General features: G+C 66.0%; 18 protein-coding genes. 4 read left to right on the top strand and 14 right to left on the bottom strand.

The annotated features are described in order from the left end of the window. Positions 1-8: 8 nt before the first annotated feature. Positions 9-758, bottom strand: coding sequence for an LGFP repeat-containing protein (locus ON44_RS29635; protein ID WP_040695939.1), 750 nt, complete (start codon positions 756-758; stop codon positions 9-11). A 158-nt stretch (positions 759-916) separates the two neighbouring features. Between ON44_RS29635 and curA the strand changes: the two genes are divergently transcribed. Next, on the top strand, positions 917-1,933 hold the full coding sequence (curA, locus tag ON44_RS29630) for an NADPH-dependent curcumin/dihydrocurcumin reductase (protein ID WP_040695937.1): 1,017 nt from the start codon (positions 917-919) through the stop codon (positions 1,931-1,933). Positions 1,934-1,948: 15 nt separating this feature from the next. On the opposite strand, the gene ON44_RS29625 is transcribed toward curA, so the two are convergent. The 5 genes from ON44_RS29625 to ON44_RS29605 form a co-directional block, all read right to left on the bottom strand. Further along, entirely contained in the window at positions 1,949-2,935 is a 987-nt protein-coding gene (locus ON44_RS29625; RefSeq protein WP_040695935.1) for a zinc-binding dehydrogenase, read from the bottom strand. Positions 2,936-2,950: 15 nt separating this feature from the next. Next, complete coding sequence (locus ON44_RS29620) at positions 2,951-3,373, bottom strand: organic hydroperoxide resistance protein (protein WP_040695933.1); 423 nt, start codon at positions 3,371-3,373, stop codon at positions 2,951-2,953. Between the two features lie 17 nt (positions 3,374-3,390). Beyond that, complete coding sequence (locus ON44_RS29615) at positions 3,391-3,825, bottom strand: MarR family winged helix-turn-helix transcriptional regulator (protein ID WP_040696036.1); 435 nt, start codon at positions 3,823-3,825, stop codon at positions 3,391-3,393. Between the two features lie 80 nt (positions 3,826-3,905). Then, the gene (locus tag ON44_RS29610) at positions 3,906-4,265 is read right to left on the bottom strand and encodes a hypothetical protein (protein WP_040695932.1); all 360 of its coding nucleotides are present in this window, start codon (positions 4,263-4,265) and stop codon (positions 3,906-3,908) included. Positions 4,266-4,313: 48 nt separating this feature from the next. Next, on the bottom strand, positions 4,314-5,162 hold the full coding sequence (locus ON44_RS29605; protein ID WP_051182590.1) for an SAM-dependent methyltransferase: 849 nt from the start codon (positions 5,160-5,162) through the stop codon (positions 4,314-4,316). A gap of 281 nt (positions 5,163-5,443) precedes the next feature. Between ON44_RS29605 and ON44_RS29600 the strand changes: the two genes are divergently transcribed. The 3 genes from ON44_RS29600 (at position 5,444) to ON44_RS29590 (ending at position 8,058) form a co-directional block, all read left to right on the top strand. After that, positions 5,444-5,719: a hypothetical protein gene (locus ON44_RS29600; RefSeq protein WP_040696032.1), complete on the top strand. Its 276-nt coding sequence runs from the start codon at positions 5,444-5,446 to the stop codon at positions 5,717-5,719. Between the two features lie 79 nt (positions 5,720-5,798). Next, positions 5,799-6,794, top strand: a complete 996-nt coding sequence (locus tag ON44_RS29595; RefSeq protein ID WP_040695929.1) for a pyridoxal phosphate-dependent aminotransferase — start codon at positions 5,799-5,801, stop codon at positions 6,792-6,794. 796 nt (positions 6,795-7,590) lie between these two features. After that, positions 7,591-8,058 (top strand): hypothetical protein, encoded by a 468-nt coding sequence (locus ON44_RS29590; protein WP_040695927.1) that lies wholly within the window; start codon positions 7,591-7,593, stop codon positions 8,056-8,058. Positions 8,059-8,102: 44 nt separating this feature from the next. Here ON44_RS29590 and ON44_RS29585 read toward each other — a convergent pair whose 3' ends face one another. The 8 genes from ON44_RS29585 to ON44_RS29550 all read right to left on the bottom strand — a co-directional run bounded on the left by ON44_RS29585 (position 8,103) and on the right by ON44_RS29550 (position 16,927). Next, entirely contained in the window at positions 8,103-8,357 is a 255-nt protein-coding gene (locus tag ON44_RS29585; protein WP_051182579.1) for an SRPBCC family protein, read from the bottom strand. Beyond that, complete coding sequence (fadD11, locus tag ON44_RS29580; protein WP_040695925.1) at positions 8,354-10,165, bottom strand: fatty acid--CoA ligase FadD11; 1,812 nt, start codon at positions 10,163-10,165, stop codon at positions 8,354-8,356. Before fadD11 ends, ON44_RS29585 begins: the two co-directional genes overlap by 4 nt. Before the next feature lie 13 nt (positions 10,166-10,178). After that, a complete protein-coding gene (locus ON44_RS29575; RefSeq protein WP_063721651.1) occupies positions 10,179-11,105 on the bottom strand; it encodes an alpha/beta hydrolase in 927 nt (308 codons plus the stop codon). A 67-nt stretch (positions 11,106-11,172) separates the two neighbouring features. Further along, the gene (locus tag ON44_RS29570) at positions 11,173-12,030 is read right to left on the bottom strand and encodes a short-chain dehydrogenase/reductase (protein ID WP_040695923.1); all 858 of its coding nucleotides are present in this window, start codon (positions 12,028-12,030) and stop codon (positions 11,173-11,175) included. Continuing rightward, on the bottom strand, positions 12,027-13,484 hold the full coding sequence (locus ON44_RS29565; RefSeq protein ID WP_040695921.1) for a flavin-containing monooxygenase: 1,458 nt from the start codon (positions 13,482-13,484) through the stop codon (positions 12,027-12,029). The genes ON44_RS29570 and ON44_RS29565 overlap by 4 nt, the downstream gene beginning before the upstream one ends. Further along, positions 13,485-14,966, bottom strand: a complete 1,482-nt coding sequence (locus ON44_RS29560) for an aldehyde dehydrogenase family protein (protein ID WP_040696028.1) — start codon at positions 14,964-14,966, stop codon at positions 13,485-13,487. It abuts the gene before it with no gap. 30 nt (positions 14,967-14,996) lie between these two features. Next, positions 14,997-16,034 (bottom strand): PDR/VanB family oxidoreductase, encoded by a 1,038-nt coding sequence (locus ON44_RS29555; protein ID WP_040695919.1) that lies wholly within the window; start codon positions 16,032-16,034, stop codon positions 14,997-14,999. Next, positions 16,034-16,927 carry a metal-dependent hydrolase gene (locus ON44_RS29550; RefSeq protein ID WP_040696026.1) on the bottom strand — a complete coding sequence of 298 codons (894 nt, stop codon included), beginning with the start codon at positions 16,925-16,927 and terminating at the stop codon, positions 16,034-16,036. The genes ON44_RS29555 and ON44_RS29550 overlap by 1 nt, the downstream gene beginning before the upstream one ends. Positions 16,928-16,968 lie beyond the last annotated feature (41 nt).

The following is a 16,968-nucleotide window of genomic DNA, read 5'->3' as shown; positions in this document are numbered from 1 at the left end:
CTGTTCCATCAGGGCTGCCAGGTGATCCGACCGCCCTGGAAGTCCTGCGCCTTCCCACCCTCGTAGTCGTATTCCTCGCCCGTCGGGAACCCGTACCGCCCGGATTCCGCGCCATTGGACACCCACAGATCGCGGATCGCACCCCAGACGGCATGCGCACCGGTACGCGAGGACCAATAGATCGCGCCACCCGGGAACAGGTTGTAGCGCCCGTTGTCCGCGCGCGCTGCCGCCTCGTCGGTGAGCGGGAACCCGAGCGGACCGCTCTCCCAGCCGGAGGCCGCCCACCTATCGCGGATCGCGCCGCCGATCTGGTGCGCGGCGGTGCCGAGGGACCAATAGATCGACCCGCCCTGGAAAATGTTGTAGGAGCCGGATCCCGACGGCGTGGATTGCTGACGGGTAACGGGGTAGCGCAGCACGCCGGTCTCCCAGCCGAGGTCACGCCATTTGTCGCGGATCGCGCCGCCGACCGCATTGGCGCCGGTATCGGGGTGCCAATAGATCGAGGCATTGCGCTCGAAGGTCTGATATCGGCCGCCGTTGGCGGCATCGAGTTCCGGTGCGGTCGGATCGCCGAGCGCGCCGGGGCCGCCCACCTGGTCGTATTCGACCTCGATGGCTCCGCCGACGTCGAACGGACCGACGGGGCGCGCCGTCGCGGTGCCGAGGCCGACGCTCAGCAGCAAGGCCAGTGCGGCGGTGGTCGATGTGAGTGCTGCCCGCGCGGGTCGTGCGGTGCGAAATTGCGATGCCAAATGAACTCCTGAGCAGGTCGTAGTCGAATACGAACTTCAGTGAAGCCGCGAACTGTCGTCAGAGGAGTCGACAGCCTTCTATCGGGGGCAGCGCGATATCCGTTAGCCAACCTAGCTATTCCGTGCTTCGCTGAGTGGCCAGCGATAGGCTAAAGCATATGGTCGAGTCGACGAGGATTGTGCTGGTATCCCGGCCGGAGGGCGCACCGACCCCGGCGAATTTCCGCATCGAGACCGCGGCGCTTCCCGAGCCCGGCGAGGGCGAGGTGCTGCTGCGCACCCTGTACTTATCCCTCGATCCGTATATGCGCGGACGGATGAGTGCCGCCAAGTCGTATGCGCGGCCGGTCGAGGTCGGCGATGTGATGGTCGGCGGCACCGTCGCCGAGGTGCTCGAATCCAGAGCTCCGTCGATCGCGAAAGGTGATGTGGTGCAGGCCTATTCGGGCTGGCAGACGCATCAGGTCGCATCCGCGTCGGGGCTGCGCAAGTTGGATCCGGACAAAGCGCCGATATCGACTGCGCTCGGGGTGCTCGGCATGCCGGGGTTCACGGCATATTCCGGGCTGTTGAAGATCGGGCAGCCGAAGGCGGGGGAGACCCTGGTGGTCGCAGCGGCCAGTGGCCCGGTCGGTTCCGCTGTCGGTCAGATCGCCCGTATCAAGGGTGTGCGGGCGATCGGCATTGCGGGTGGCCCGGAGAAATGCGCTTATGTGCGTGCGGAATTGGGCTTCGATGCCGCAATCGACCATCGCGCACCGGATTTCGCCGATCAACTGCGCACCGCGGTGCCCGACGGCATCGATATCTATTTCGAAAATGTCGGTGGCGCGGTGGCGGACGCGGTGTATCCGCTGCTGAATACCTATGCGCGCGTACCTGTTTGCGGACTCATCGCGAATTACAACGTGACCGGCGCACCCGAGGGGCCGGATCGCTTGCCCGGTTTCTACGGTCGCATTCTGACCAAGAGTCTCACGGTGCGCGGATTCATCCAGACCGAATTCGTCCCGGAGATGTACAAGGACTTCCTGCACGAGATGTCCGGCTGGATCGCCGAGGACCGGGTCCGCTACCGCGAGGACATTGTCGACGGCCTCGAGCATGCGCCGGAGGCGTTCATCGGCATGCTCGAGGGCCGCAACTTCGGCAAACTCGTGGTACGGGTCGGGTAGCGGACCCGGATCGGATTACACCGGCTGCGGCGACAGCACGATCTTGGCCGACCGCCCCGGTGTTTCGCTCGCGGCCGCGGCATCGGCGGCGGACTCCAGCGGATAGACGGCTTCGACATCGAGGCGAAGTGCACCCGTCGCCGCCATCCCCACGAGTTCACCGATCAGGCGCCGCATATCCTCGCCGCTGGTCTGCTCGGCCCGCTTGGAGCCCCAAAAGCCCTTGACCACAGCCTGTTTGAAGATCAGCGGACCCGGATTGATGGACAGCGGCTGACCGGACAGCGCACCGAACGAGATCAGCTCACCGTCCTGGCCGAGCAGCGAAAGCAGCGCATCGGCGGCCCGGCCACCGACCTGGTCAACGGCGCGCACGATCGGCGCACCCGCCGTCGCCGCGACGGCTCGGTCTAGCCAGCCCTCGGATTCGGTATCGAAGACCGGTTCGAAACCCAACTCCTGCAACGCTTTAACGGAAGCCGGGCCGCGAACCAGATTGAGCACATTGAGACCGCGTTGCCGCGCAAGCACATTCACCAGGCGACCGACCGCACCATTGGCGGCATTGATCGCAATCCAGTCGCCCGGCGAAACCCGCAGATCCTCCAGCAGCATCAGGGAGCTGAGCGGCATCGCGAGCAACTGTGCCGCCGTCTCATCGGAAATGCTGTCCGGCAGCGGAACCACCTGCGTCGCCTTGGCCACGAAATACTCGGCCCACACATTGTGGATGCCGGAAACGCTCACGCGCTGACCGACTTCCAGGCCGGTCACATCCGATCCCAGTGCATCGATCCGGCCCACGGCCTCGGTTCCCGGAATCGCGGGCAGCGACGGCTTGTAGCCGTAGACCCCGCGAATGGTCGCCAGATCGTGGTTGTGAATGGGCGCGAGGATCAGCTCGATCCGCACCTGTCCGGGCCCGGGTTCGGGCGTCGGCTGCTGTGCGGTGGTGAGCACATCCTTCGGCTCGCCAAAACTTTCGATGACTACGGCACGCATGGTGGATTCCTTTCGTCAGTCGTCAGCGAGGGTGACCTGGACGTCGATATTGCCGCGGGTAGCGTTCGAGTACGGGCACACCTGGTGGGCCTTGTCGGCGATGGTCTGCGCCTCGGCGGGGGACAGGTGTGGCAGCGAGATCTCGAGGGTGACGGTCAGCTCGAAGCCGCCGTCGTCGTTCGGGCCGATGCCGACCTTCGCGCCGACCGCGGAATCGTCGACATTCGCGCCTTCGCGCTTGCCGACCAGGCGCAGTGCGCTGTGGAAGCAGGCCGCGTAGCCCGCCGCGAAGAGCTGCTCCGGGTTGGTGCCCACGCCGCTGCCGCCCATCTCTTTGGGGGTGTTCAGCGCGACGTCGATCTTGCCGTCGGAGGTGCGGGCGTGGCCGTTGCGTCCGTCGCCGGTCGCGAGGGCTTCGGCGGTGTACAGGGCGGTCATGTCTGACTCTCTTTCGATCAGGGGTGGGACATCAGCGAATCGGCAAGTCGCCGAAGGGTTTCGCGCAGGGCGATGAATTCGTCGGGGGCCAGGCCGCTGGCCTCGCCCATTTCCGTTGGTAGACAACGGGCTTCGGACCGCAATTCGCGGCCGCGTTCGGTGAGTTGGACATCGACGCGACGTTCGTCGGCCGCTGCCCGGCGCCGTTCGACCAGGCCTGCCGCCTCCAACCGCTTGAGCAGCGGCGACAGCGTTCCGGAGTCGAGTAGCAGTGCTTCGCAGAGGTCGCCGACGCTGCGACCGTCCCGTTCCCACAGTGTCAACATCACCAGGTACTGCGGATAGGTGAGCCCGAGGCGTTCGAGCTTCGGGCGATAGACCGCCGTCATCGCCCGCGACGCGGCATACAGCCGGAAGCACAACTGCTCGTCGAGGGTGAGGTGATCGGTCATGTCCATTACGGTAGTGGACAATTAAATTGTGCACAATCAAATTGGCTGTGCTTCACGTCACACCCGATGGACGCCTGCCCTCAGCCGGCGACGCTGCCGCCGCCGATGCCCAGGTAGACGATCATCATGGTGAACAGGAACCAGCCCGCGCCCTGCCAGATCGGCCAACTCCGGCCGCGCCGCCACACGCGATAGGTCTGCACGAATGCGCAGATGCCGCCGAGCATCAGCACCACGGTCGGTCCGGCCAGGATCGCGGTCTTCGCGGCGGTGTCACAGAGCATCGTCTCCGCGGCCGCGCAGGCCCTCCGGTCGGCCGCCCATATCGCGGTGATCACGAAGACGAACGCGGCCACCACGAGCACCGCCGCCACATAGATCGCCACCCGGCGAAAGGTCCGCTCGTCCGCCGTCCACCGCTTCTCCAGATCGTTGACCATGATCGCTCACCTCATGGGTGGAGTTGCCGACCGTCGCGGACCCAAACGTCAGGTCGTGCGGCCCACGCCCGCCCAGTACCAAGCGGACTCCGGGTCTGCCGGAATGGCTTGCATTCGACCCGAGAGGTCGCCGATCAACTCCGGATGCCAGGTGACGACGGGGACGATGCCCGGTTCGACGATTTCGGTTCCGGCGAACAGAGTTTCGGTTTCGGCGCGGCTGCGCGGATTGAAGGTGATGCCGGCGGATTCGGCCGAGGCCACCACCCTGGCCATGGCGCGGGCATCGAAATCGGCCGTGGGATGGGTGATCACGATAAAACTGCCGGCGGGAACCGATTGCAGCAGATTCTCGATGATGGCGTGCGGATCGTCGCTGTCGCGGAAATACATCATGATCGCGACCAGCATGATGGCGACCGGACGGTTCATGTCCAGAGTCGCGGTCAGGGACGGATCGCGCAGTATCGAGGCCGGATCGTGCAGATCCGCGTGAATAAAGGCCGTTTTGCCCTCGCGGGTGCTGGACATGAGTGCCCGCGCGTGCGCGAGAACGATGGGGTCGTTGTCCACATAGACCACGCGCGCGTCCGAAGCGATGCTCTGGGCGATTTCGTGGGTATTGCCCGCGGTGGGGATTCCGGTGCCGATATCGAGGAACTGGGTGACGCCCGCGTCGACGACGTAGCGCACCGCGCGGCCGAGGAAGGCCCGGTTGGCGCGGGCCATACTGCGGATTGCCGGAATATGGGTGGCTATCGCATCGCCGAGTGCCCGGTCGGCCGGGTAATTATCCTTTCCGCCGAGCCAATAATCGTAAACACGAGCTTCATGGGCCACACTCGGGTCGATTTTGGTCGGTAATCCGGTGGCGGTTTCGGTCCAGCTATCCGGCATGACGATTCCCTCCTGTGGCGGGGCGGGCCGTCGGGTGCCCACAACCGCCGAGCCGCCCACGGTCGGCGGCCGCTCCGTCGAATTTTCCTCGCTCAGGATAGGGGTGGTGAACGCCCGGCAGGCTGGGATTCGGACTGCATTAGGGGATCGATTCCGGTGTGTCGGCTCCACCACATGATCTTGATGAGGTTGAATCTATGAGGTCAACGCGCTGCAGCGGTCCATTGTGAAGTCTCTTCTTCTCCCAGCACCGGCATGCGACAAGGAGCATGAAAGTGAGCATGATTCTCGCCGCGTTACACGACACCGTGCTAGCCGAGGTCAGCAATCCCGAACCAGAGGCGCCGCCGATGGCGGACAAACTGATGCAAATGGGCCGGTATTTCACCTGGCTGATTCAGTTGTCCGGCGTCACCGCCATTACCTACGGTGGCGGCCGGTTCGCCTGGGAGAAATGGTCCGGGGGCGGGTTGCAGTCGCCGAAGATGATTGCCAGTGCGATGGCCGGTGGCGCGGTCGCCACCAGTGCGGGCACGATCATGAATGCCGTGCTCTAGCGACCGCACAGCATCTGTTCGAATCGAGTGCCCGCACGATCAGTCGTGCGGGCGCGCTCATCGAGCGAGGGGATTCGATATGTCACCGACCTCGGAACTGGAGCATCGGCTCGCGCTCGACGAAAACCCTTATGGCCCTTTACCATCCGTGCACGCCGCGTTGCGTGGCGCACGGATGGCGGCGAACCGGTATCCGGAGTACCTGCCGCGCAGGCTGCCCGGGATGATCGCCGAACGGCTCGGCGTGCCGCCCGACCAGGTGGTGGTCGGTGCGGGTGCCACCGGGGTCATCACGTATATCCTGCGGGAGTTCGTCGCGCCCGGCGACGGCGTCGTGATGGCGACGCCGACCTTCGACGGGTTTCCGTTGCTGACCGAGACCATCGGCGGTCGAGCAGTGCAGATTCCGCTCACCGCGGACGGTCATCAGGATCTCGACGTCATGGTCGATGCCGTCGATACGCGCACGTCGGTGGTTGTGCTGTGCAGTCCGCACAATCCGACCGGCACCTGCATAGCGCAGGCCGAACTCGAAGGGTTCCTCGATCGGATCGATCCGTCGGTCACGGTCGTGCTCGACGAGGCGTACATCGACTTCGTCGCCGTGGCGGATCGGGTGGACACGGCCGATCTGTTGGCGCGGTATCCGAATCTGGTTGTGACGCGGACCTTCTCGAAGGCGCACGGGTTGGCGTCGCCGCGGGTCGGATATGCGATCGGGGCGGTCCCGATGATCGCGCGAATTCGACGGTGGCAGTTGCCGTTCGGGGTGACCGCGCTGGCCGAGACCGGTGTGCGGGCATGTTATGACGCCGAGGCGGAATTGGCGGTGCGCACCGCCGCGATCACCCGCGAATGCGGTCGGCTCACCGAGGGTTTGCGCGCGCTCGGCTTCGCGGTGCCGACAAGTGCGGCGAATTTCGTGTACCTCGGTCGCTGCCGTGGCGTCGAAATCGACCGGCTCCGTGCGGCTTTCGCGCGGGAGAGCATCGCGGTCAAGCATTACGGCACGGGTATCAGGATTACGGTCGGCGATACAGCGGCGACCGATGCGGTGCTTGCCGCGTCACACTGAGTCCGGTGGCTCGGGAGTGTGGTCCGAGGTCACCCGAGCTGGGGACTTTCGCCCCATGACGGTCATCCGGTTCCGGGCCATAGTGGCACTCGTAAAGTTCGATTCCACCGTGTAAGGGAGGCAGTTGCGGCGGCCCGCAGCCATTCGGATCCGTGCCTCCGATACAGCTTCGACGCCTCGACCCCGATCCGCGGAGTGCGTACCGCGGGAGGCGATTCGACAACTGCCGACCGCTGACCGGCACGACGGGCCGCCCGCGCCCCCTCAGCGCACTTGGAGGGACGTTGGGTCGCGGCACGATCACCTCGCGTGGGAGTGGGGCCCGTTCGTCGACGAGCCGCCGACCCCGCGTGCGACACGCCCGGCAGGACGGCGACTGCGCCATGCGCGGAGGTCGAGCTGGTTGGGAGGCGGTCAGCGACGAGATTCTTCGCTCGATAACCCATCGACGGTGGCCTCGTCGCGTGCTGGGCTCGATGCCCGCGCGGACGGCCTTGCGCCGGCATCTGCCGAAGTTCATGCTTCATGAATAGGAACACCGCGCACGTTGAGGGCGATCATTCGCCGAATTGACTCCGGCGGACGGTGCTAGCGGCTGGTGCCGGCGTGCTCTACGGCGGGCGCGAATACCCCGAGGAGGACCTCGCTCAGATTGTTCTCACCTCGTGGATCGAACCAGCGCCGTCGATGCCGACGGGAGCAACACGGGCCTGCGAGCCGCCCAGGGGCTCGACTGCTGCGGACACGGCGCCCGAACCGCGACCCTGACCCGTCACCCCTGAGCAAAGGAGCAACGATGTCCACCATCCACTTCAAGGAGACCACGAGCTCGACACCGGAGCAGTTCGTGGCGGCGCTGACCGATTTCGGGCCGGGCCGCTCGCAAGTGTTCGGCAACAGCGCCGACAAATATCTCGAGGTGCACGAGCGGGGCCGACGTGATGCCGACGTCACGGAGGGCTCGCACGGCATCTGGGAACGCCTGCACTACGACTGGTCGAACCCCGACCGCGTCGTCATGACGACCACCGACTCGAACGTATGGGGCGGCCACTCGGGTCACACCTATACCTTCACGCGCCGGACCGACGGGAAGACCGATGTGGATGTCGTCGTGGTGCGCGAGGGCAAGAACCTCACGGGACGAGTCCTCGGAGTCGTGGTCGGGACCGTCGGCAAACGCGTCCTGAAACAGGCCCTCGACAAGACCGTCAAGGCTATCGAAACCCGAGACAACGACGGGGGAACGTCAGCACGCTCGTGACGGCCTCCGACGGTGAAGGTCAGCTGTTTGTTCTCGTCCCAGCGTTAGAAGCGCTCCCGCAGTGCGGCGGCGCCGTGGCCGACAGTGACCTCGCGACGCGTGCCGATACCGAAGGGGCGCGGGGTGATCCAGCCGACGCCGGTGATGCCGCGAGCCCAAGAGACCAGGGCGTCGTCGGCGGTGAGGAGTTGCCAGACCTGGTCGGGTTCGGCGGGCACGATCACGCTGTGGCGGAAGCGGATCGGGCCGTTCCGAATGAGAGTGTCGTCGCTGTCGGCAAGGGGGAACCAGCGGGTCATCGGGAGACGGTCTCCTTCGTGGCCGGGGTGTGCACGTCGGCGGGCTGCAGGTCGGCATAGAGCAGGTCGATGTCGGCGGCGTACAGCTCGCTGATGGGCTTGCGCCGCAGCTTCATGGTGAGGGTGAGTTCGACGCCGCCGGGTTCCCAGAAGGTCGGCAGCAGCCGGAACCGTTTGATCTGCTCGACGCGGGACAGGATCTGGTTGGCGGAATCGATAGCGGCGCAGACTCGTTCGATGATGTCCGGATGTTCGACGAGTGCGGTGGCAGTGACCGGTAGTCCGTGCTCGGCGGCGAAACTCGCAGCGGTGTCCGGATCCAGTGTCACGAGGGCGGTGACATAGGGGCGGCCGTCGCCGACGGCGACGACGGTGCCGATCAGGCCGGAGGCCGCGCGTACCGCGTTCTCGATATTGGCGGGAGACATATTCTTTCCCGACGCGTTGATGATGAGTTCTTTCTTGCGGTCGACGACGCGCAAACAGCCATTGTCGTCGCGAGTCATCACATCGCCGGTCGCGAGCCAGCCGTCGGCATCGATGGCTTCGGCCGTTTTCTCCGGTTCGCCGCGATAGCCCTTCATGACCAGTGGGCCGCGCACGAACAGCTCACCGTCGTCCGCGAGCCGCATCGCCATACCCGGTACGAGACGCCCAACGGTGCCGAGTTCGGTTGGCTCGTAACGGGATACGCTGGCGATGCAGGTGAGTTCGGACATGCCCCAGATTTCGGAGATGGGTAGTCCGAGTGCGGCGAAGAATGCGAGGGTGTCGGCGGGGATCGGTGCAGCACCGGAGACCGCCCATTTCAGCTCGTCGAAACCGAGTTTCGCGCGCAGCGCCGACAGGACTGCGTCATCGGCCTTCTCGAATTCGGCGGCCAGGTCGGCTGGAACAGGCGCTCCGGCGCGCATTAGGTCCATGCGCTTGCGTGCGGTGTCGAGGGCCCAGCGCAGGGCGCCGGCACGCGCCGCATCGGATTCGTTGGCGACGCCGAGTTCTATTGCGGCCTTCAGCTTCTCCCACACCCGCGGTACCGCACCCCAGATGGTCGGGCGGCAATCCGGCAGCGCGGCCGCGATGAGCGCGGGTTCGGCCACCACCGTCACCTGCGTGCCGAACACTATCTGCAGGTAGAGCGCGGTCAACCGGTCGGCGATATGGGCCGAGGGCATGAACGAGGTGATCCGGTCGCCGAATTCGATCGGCAGCACCTGGGCCAGCGCATAGGCCTCGAACAGCAGATTGGCGTGCGTGGTTTCGACGCCCTTGGGGTTGCCGGTGGTACCGGAGGTATAGATGAGGGTGGCGATATCGTCGGGCTGCGTCTCCTTCCAGGACTTCTCGAAATCGAAGTCGCTGGTACCGAGCGTCTGCAGCTCCTGAAGGGTCATTGTGCCCTCGATCGGGTCGCCGTCCAGCACGACGATGTGCGCGGGGGCCGCTCCGGAGCTTCGGATGCGGTCGAGGTATTGCGCCTCACACACCACCACCGACGCCCCCGCATTGCTCAGCACATGGGCGATCCCCTCTGCCGGCAGTGTGTTGTAGACCGAGAAGGACGTGGCTCCGGCGTGCAGTGCGCCGACGTCGATCGGGTAGAACTCCACCCGGTTGCCCATCATCAGTGCCACGGTGTCACCGCGGCCGATGCCGAGCGCGGCGAAGCCGGCGGCAATACGGCGCACCTGGGCGGCGTATTCACCCCAGGTGAGTTCCTGGGAGCCGCCTACGGTGCGCACCGCGACAGCGTCGGGATCGATGGCGGCGATGTGCTGGAAGGCGGCGCAGAGGGTATCAGAGCGCATAGCGTTACTTCTTTCAGATTGCCTGTGCGGCAGGTGATTCGAGGGCTTCGATGACGAACCGGCCGGACGCGCGGTATGCCGTTCGGGATTCGGGCACCAGCGCCGCGAGGGTGTGGAAGACGTGCATTTGGTGGGGCCACAAGCGCAGGTCACAGCGTGCGCCCGCGGCGCTGAGGCGGTCGGCGAGTGCGATCGCGTCGGCGGCGAAGAGCTCATCCCTGCTGGCGTGAATCAGAGTGGGTGGCAACGGCGTTCCCGAACCGGGGCGCAGATGTCGCGGCGCGTCGGCGAGGTGGGCGACGGCGGCGTGCGCGGTGGCCAGGTCGAGCAGGGCATCGCGGCCGTCGCCGCCGCGCGCGAGGTCCAATGCGAGATCGGCCATGGGGGAGAACAACAGCAGGGCCGCCGCGCAGCTGCGGCCGCGATCGGCGCTGCGTATCACGAAATCGGTGGCGAGATAGCCGCCCGCGGAGTCGCCCGCGATGACGATCCGGTCCGGGGCGAATCCTTGTTCGCGCAGTAAATGATAGGCGGCCGAGACATCGGATGCCGCTGCAGAGTATGGGTTTTCGGGAGCAAGACGGTAGTCCACGGCTAGAACCGGCAGTCGGGTCGCGGTCGAAAGCCGTGAGGTGACACCGCGATACGAGCGTGCGGACCCGGCGACGAAGCCGCCGCCGTGTACATACAGGATGGCGGCGTCGTCACGGGTCGCACGCGGACCCCGCACCCACTCGGCGCGCACCGGACCGTACTCGACAGCCTCGATCGCCGTGCCGTTCAGCACCGGCGCGACCGCGCGCATGACCCGGTCGATGACCATCCGCGCCGCCGGTAGCGTGTGCGCGTTGACCGGGAGGGCGGCCACCACCGGACGCACGGTGTGGGTCGAGATCTGCCGTAGCGCTCTGGCCCGCAGCGACGCGGGTTCGGCGCTCACGACCGCGCCTCGCCTGCGCTGGGTTCCGTCATGACCGCCGGGGCGGCTGTGTCGACTTTTCGCTCGCTCATATCCGAACCCGCGCTTCCACCGCGCGCATCAGATCGTGCACGCGCGCGTCGCGCGTGAGGCGGGTGTCGAGCACCACGTTCACCGCACCGCGTAGCAGCGCGTATGCGCTCCAGCCGGTCGCGGGTGCGATGGTGCGCGGTGCGCGTCGTTCGATGCCGTCGGCCACTGCCTGCGCGGCCTGTGCCGCGGTGATCCGTCGGTTCAATGGCCACGGGAGCAGCTCGTCGAGGGAGCGACCGAGGTCGTCGCCGTCGAGGGTGGTATGGGTCATGGCGGTGTCGACAATGCCGAAGTAGGCGACTCCGGCGGTCGCGCCGAATGGTGCAAGCTCCACACGCAGTGCCCGTCCCAGCTGCTCCACGCCTGCCTTGCTGATCATGTACGGCGCACCCGCCATCCCCGGCGCGAAGGCTGCGCACGAGGACACCACCACGACATGGCCGTGGGCGGTGACAAGGTGATCGAGTGCCGGGCGCACGGTGTTGAACACTCCGGTCAGGTTGATATCGATTACCCGGTCGAAGTCCTGGCCCTCGATGGTGCGCAGGGTGGCGGGGCGCGGCACCACACCGGCATTGGCCACCACTACATTCAGGCAGCCGAAGTGATCGACCGTGTCTGTGATCACCTGGCGCATGGCTTCTCGATTCGCCACATCGGCAACGAGCGGCAGGGCGCGCGGGCCGAGGGCAGTCGCGGCCGCGGCGACGCCCTCCCCGTCGATGTCGACCAGTACTACCGATGCGCCGCGTGTGTGGAGGATATTCGCCAGCTCACGGCCGATGCCCTGCGCGGCCCCCGTGATCAACACGACCTTGCCGTCCACGTCGTAGGGGCGGCTCCCGATCGTCATGCGGTCACCTCATAGGCATCGGCGTCGAAAGTGCGTGTGCGACGGCGGTATTCGAAACTCCAGTTCGGATACAGCCCGGCATTGAGCCCCTCGGGTGTGGTGTAGTAGCTGGTGCAGCCGCCGGTGAGCCAGACACTGGTCGAACTGCGGCGCGCCATTTCGACGAGGAACTCCTCCTGAGCTTCCGGCCGCACCTCGACGCGGCGAGCTCCGTTGCGGCGCACCGATTTCAGCGCATCGACGATATAGGCGATCTGCGATTCGATCATATAGATGGCCGACTGGTTTCCGGCCGCGCCGAAGGGGCCGAGCGTGCAGAAGAAATTGGGGAATCCCGCGACCGCCGCACCGAGATAGCTCTGCGGTTGTTTGTGGTAGAGCTCCGCCAGTGAGATCCCGTCACGGCCGATGAGTCGTTCGTAGGCGGTCGGGATCGCGGTGAACCCGGTGCCGTGGATTATGGTGTCGACTTCGTGTTCGGTGCCGTCGCGCAGCACGATCGAATGTGGACGCACCTCGGCGATGCCCTGCGTGACGACCTCGACATTGGGCTGATCGAGCGCGGGCAGATACGCGTCGGAGAAGATGGCGCGCTTGCAGCCGATCACATAGTCGGGCGTCAAGATCTTGCGCAACAACGGGTTTCGCACCTGACGCAACAGCTGCAGCCGAGCCAGCCCCTCGTAGGGATGCCGGAAGCGCTGGTCCACCAGCGAGATCAATCCGAAAGCCTCGATGGCCGAGTACCACAGGCCGCGAACAGCCTTCTGCGCCAAGGGAATGTTGCGCAGGAGATACCGCTCGGCAGGCAGTATCCTGCGGTCCATGCGCGGTACGATCCACGGCGCGGAGCGTTGGAACAGCAGCAGTTTGCCGACTCGGGGCTGGATTTCGGGGACGAACTGCACAGCGGAGGCGCCGGTGCCGATGACCGCGACGCGCTCGCCGGTGAGGTCGTGGTCGTGGTCCCAGTGCAGTGAGTGAAAGCTGGTGCCCGCGAAGGTGTCCAGACCCGGCAGTTCGGGATACTTCGCCTCGGCGAAGATACCCGTCGCCGACACGAGAAAGTCCGCGGTGCGCGAACCCTGCGTGGTCTCGATGCGCCACAGCGACGCGGTCTCGTCCCAGCGGGCGTCGAGGACCTCCGTGCCGAAGCGAATGGCAGGGACCACATCGTGGTCGACGGCCACCGAACGGAGGTATTCGAGGATCTCGGTCTGCTTCCCGTAGGTGCGCGACCAGTCCGGATTGGGCGCGAACGAGTAGCTGTACAACTGTGAGGGTACGTCGCAGGCGCATCCCGGATAGGTATTGGCGCGCCAGGTTCCGCCCAGATCGTCGGCGCGTTCCAGGACGACGAAATCCTCGAATCCGGCCTCGCGCAGTTTCACCGCGAGCCCGATGCCGCCGAATCCCGCGCCGACGACGGCGATATGGGTGTGTTCCGCGTTCATCTATCGGCTCCTTGCGTGCAGCAGCGCCACCAGCCGGTCTGCCACCGCGTCTATCCGGGTGGTGCGCCGGAAGGTGGTCAATGGCAGCGGCGATGGAAACAGCTGCCTGGTGGTCGCTTTGGCGTAGGCGAATTCCTCGAGCCCATCGGGTCCGTGTACCCGGCCGAATCCGGAGTCGCCGACTCCGCCGAGCGGCAGCGTCGGGATGGTGGCATGTGTGACGAACGAGTTGATCGAAACGCCGCCGGCGCGAATGCGATCCGCGATGGCGCGGCCGTTGTGCCGGGAGAACACTGTGCCGCCCAAGCCGTACGCGCCCGCGTTCACCTTCTCGATCGCTTCGTCCATATCGCGTACGCGGGTGACCGTCAGGGTCGGGCCGAAGGTCTCCTCGGTATTGGCCGCGGCGTCGTCGGGTACATCGGCCAGGATCGTGGGCTGCACGAATTGCCCTGGCACAGTGTCGATTCCGCCGAGCAGGACGCGAGCGCCCCGGGTGATCGCGTCCTCGAGATGGCGTCGGATGACGTCGAGCTGCTTGGGCATGGTGATCGGTCCGATCTTGGATTCGGGTCGACCGGCGTCGATGGTGCTCGCGAGCGCCACCAGTTTCGCGACGAAGGCGTCGTACACCTCGGTGTGCACGTAGACGCGTTCGACGCCGAGGCACGTCTGGCCCGCATTGGACAACCCGCCCCACACCGCGGCCTCGGCGGCAGCGTCGAGATCGGCGTCGGCATCGACAATGAGCGCGTCTTTGCCACCGCACTCCATCAGCACCGGGGTCAGATTCTCGGCGCAGGCCGCCATGACCTTCTTGCCCGTGGCGGTGGAACCGGTGAACCCGATCTTGCCGACCTTGCTGCGGCACAGCGCGTTTCCGGTCTCACCGAGACCGGTGACCACCTGCAGCACCGGTCGCTCCGGAGTAGTGCGGGCGAAGGCATCGGCGAGCCAGACACCCACGCCGGGCGTGTATTCGCTCGGCTTGAACACCACGGCGTTCCCGGCGGCCAACGCGAACGACACCGAGCCGAGCGGCGTGAAAACCGGATAGTTCCATGGGCCGATCACCCCGACCACGCCGAAGGGCCGGTACTCGACCTCGGCGGCATGGTTGACAGTGAGCAGGCTCGACCGCACCCTGCGGCGGCCGAGTACGCGTTCTGCGTTGTGCGCGGCCCAACGCAGATGTTCGAGCGCCATGGCGATCTCGAGTTTCGCGTCCGAGACCGGCTTGCCCATCTCGGCATGGATGATCCGGGCCAATTCGTCACGGCCCTGCGCGATTTCGGCGCGCCAGGCGTCGAGCCGCCGTCTGCGCTCGGTGAATCCGAGTGCTCCCCACCAGTTTCCCGCTTCGTGCGCGATCGCGACAGCGTGGTCGACCTCGGCCTGCCGGTGGATCGGATAGTGGCCCACCGTTGCGCCGGTGGCTGGATTGCGGACCTCGAAGGTTGCCACTGCCCCAAGGGTTTTCATCGATGTAGCCATCAGTTGGTCTCCGGCCGTTCAGAGGTCGAGTACGAGCGTGTCGCCGGCGGCGCGCGATACGCAGGCCAGCATGTGGTCGGCTCGTTCGGATTCGGTGAGCAGCCGGTCGCGGTGCTCGACCGATCCGGCGGCGACGCCGACCTTGCAGGTGCCGCAGAAGCCCTGCTGGCAGGAGTAGGCGATATCCGGAAGCCGACGCCGCAGCGCGGTCAGTGCGGTCTCGTCCGCGGCGACGCGAACGGTGCCGCCGGTGTGCGCGAGGGAGATATCGAATGCGCGGCCATCGGTGACCGGTGGCGCCGAGAATCGCTCGGTGTGCAGCGATCCGGTCGGATTCGATTCGAACATGCAGCGCTGCGCCGCCGCCAGCATCGGCGGCGGTCCGCAGACGTACACGGCCGCACCGGGTTCGGCACGAGCAATGAGTTCGGCGATATCGCTGACACCGAATTCGTCGTCGGGACGGATATCCGCCCCGGGCAGCTCGTGCAGGAACGGCATGGTGTCGCGCGAGCGGCCGAGGTACACCAGTCGACCACGGGATCCCGCTGACTTGACCATCGGCAGGATCGGTGTGATGCCGATGCCACCGGCCAGGAAGAGATACGACGGGGCATCGACGAAGGTGAACGCGTTGCGGGGGCCGCGAATTCGCAGCCGATCATCGGTGCGCAGCGTCTCGTGCACCTCCCGGGAGCCTCCGCCGCCGTCCGGGATGAGGCGCACCGCGATCCGGTAGCGGAAGCGATCCGACGGGTCCCCGCACAGCGAATACTGCCGCTGCCGTCCGGAGGGCAGAAATACATCCACGTGCGAACCCGGCCGCCATGTCGGCAGCGGGCCACCCGCCGCACGCAGCGTCAGACTGACCACATCGTCTGTCTGGCGTTCGATGCTCTCGACGCGCACATCCAGCTCGAATCCCGTGCGCCGCACCGGCTTCGGTCGCGACAGCAGCGGCGCGGCGCCGCCTTTCACGAAGACGCTCTTATACGCGTCCATGATCCCGCCGAGCATCCGCAGACTCATCGGCGTGGCGTCGGCCGGCTTGCCCATCAGTGACCCGCCGCCCGTGCGGCGGGCGAGTGCCCGAGATACCGCAGCGCTTTGTCCATCGGACCCAGCTGTGCTGGATGGAAACCCGGACGCAGGTAACGCGGGATTTCGGTCAGGAACACCGTCCAACTGGGGATCACGCCGCGGCGGGTGGCACTGGCGAACTGCCGCAACCAGAATTTGCCTTTATCGGCCTCCGGATCCTTGCGGTACATGTACGCCGTCGACACGATGAACAGCGGCAGCAGGGTCAGGCTCGCCAGGATCGCGGTCCGTGCTCGGCGTGCGTAACTACCGTCGACGTACATGAACGCGTCGTAGACCACGCTGCGGTGCTCGACCTCCTCCGCACCGTGCCAGCGCACCAGATCCAGCATGGCCGGATGCATGCCCTTCTCCTCGAGAATGTCCGCGTTGAGCAGCCATTCGCCGAGTACGGCGGTGTAGTGCTCCATCCCGGCGAACAGGCCGAGGCGTTCCTTGAGCCACTGGTCCTTCGCCCGTCCGGTCAGGCCGTGATCGCCGAGAATGCGGTCGACCAGCCAAGCCACCTTGCGGACATAGGAGTCCACGTCCAGGCCGATGGACTGCAGGTGTATGCGTGCGGACTCATGGCTGTTGGCGTGCATGGTCTCCTGCCCGACGAACCCGATCACCTCCTCCCGCAGCCGCTCGTCGTGGATATGCGGCAATGCCTCGGACAGGGCCTGCGCCATCGCCCGCTCACCCTCGGGCAGCACCAGATGCATGACGTTGACGATGTGGGTGGCCAGCACCTCGCCGGGGATGTAGTGCATCGGCACGGAATCGAACTCGAAATGGACATCGCGCGCATTGATCGCATGCGCGTCGTCGCCGTAGGTGCGCGTCGTCGCGCCAGCCGTGTCAGCCATGCCCCGACCGTACAGCGCCACAAATTTCATTGCAATGTTGC

The organism is Nocardia vinacea NBRC 16497 (assembly GCF_000308835.1).
GTDB lineage: Bacteria > Actinomycetota > Actinomycetes > Mycobacteriales > Mycobacteriaceae > Nocardia > Nocardia vinacea.
Note: the sequence above shows the minus strand (reverse complement) of the source record. Positions and strands in the feature narration are given on the sequence as shown.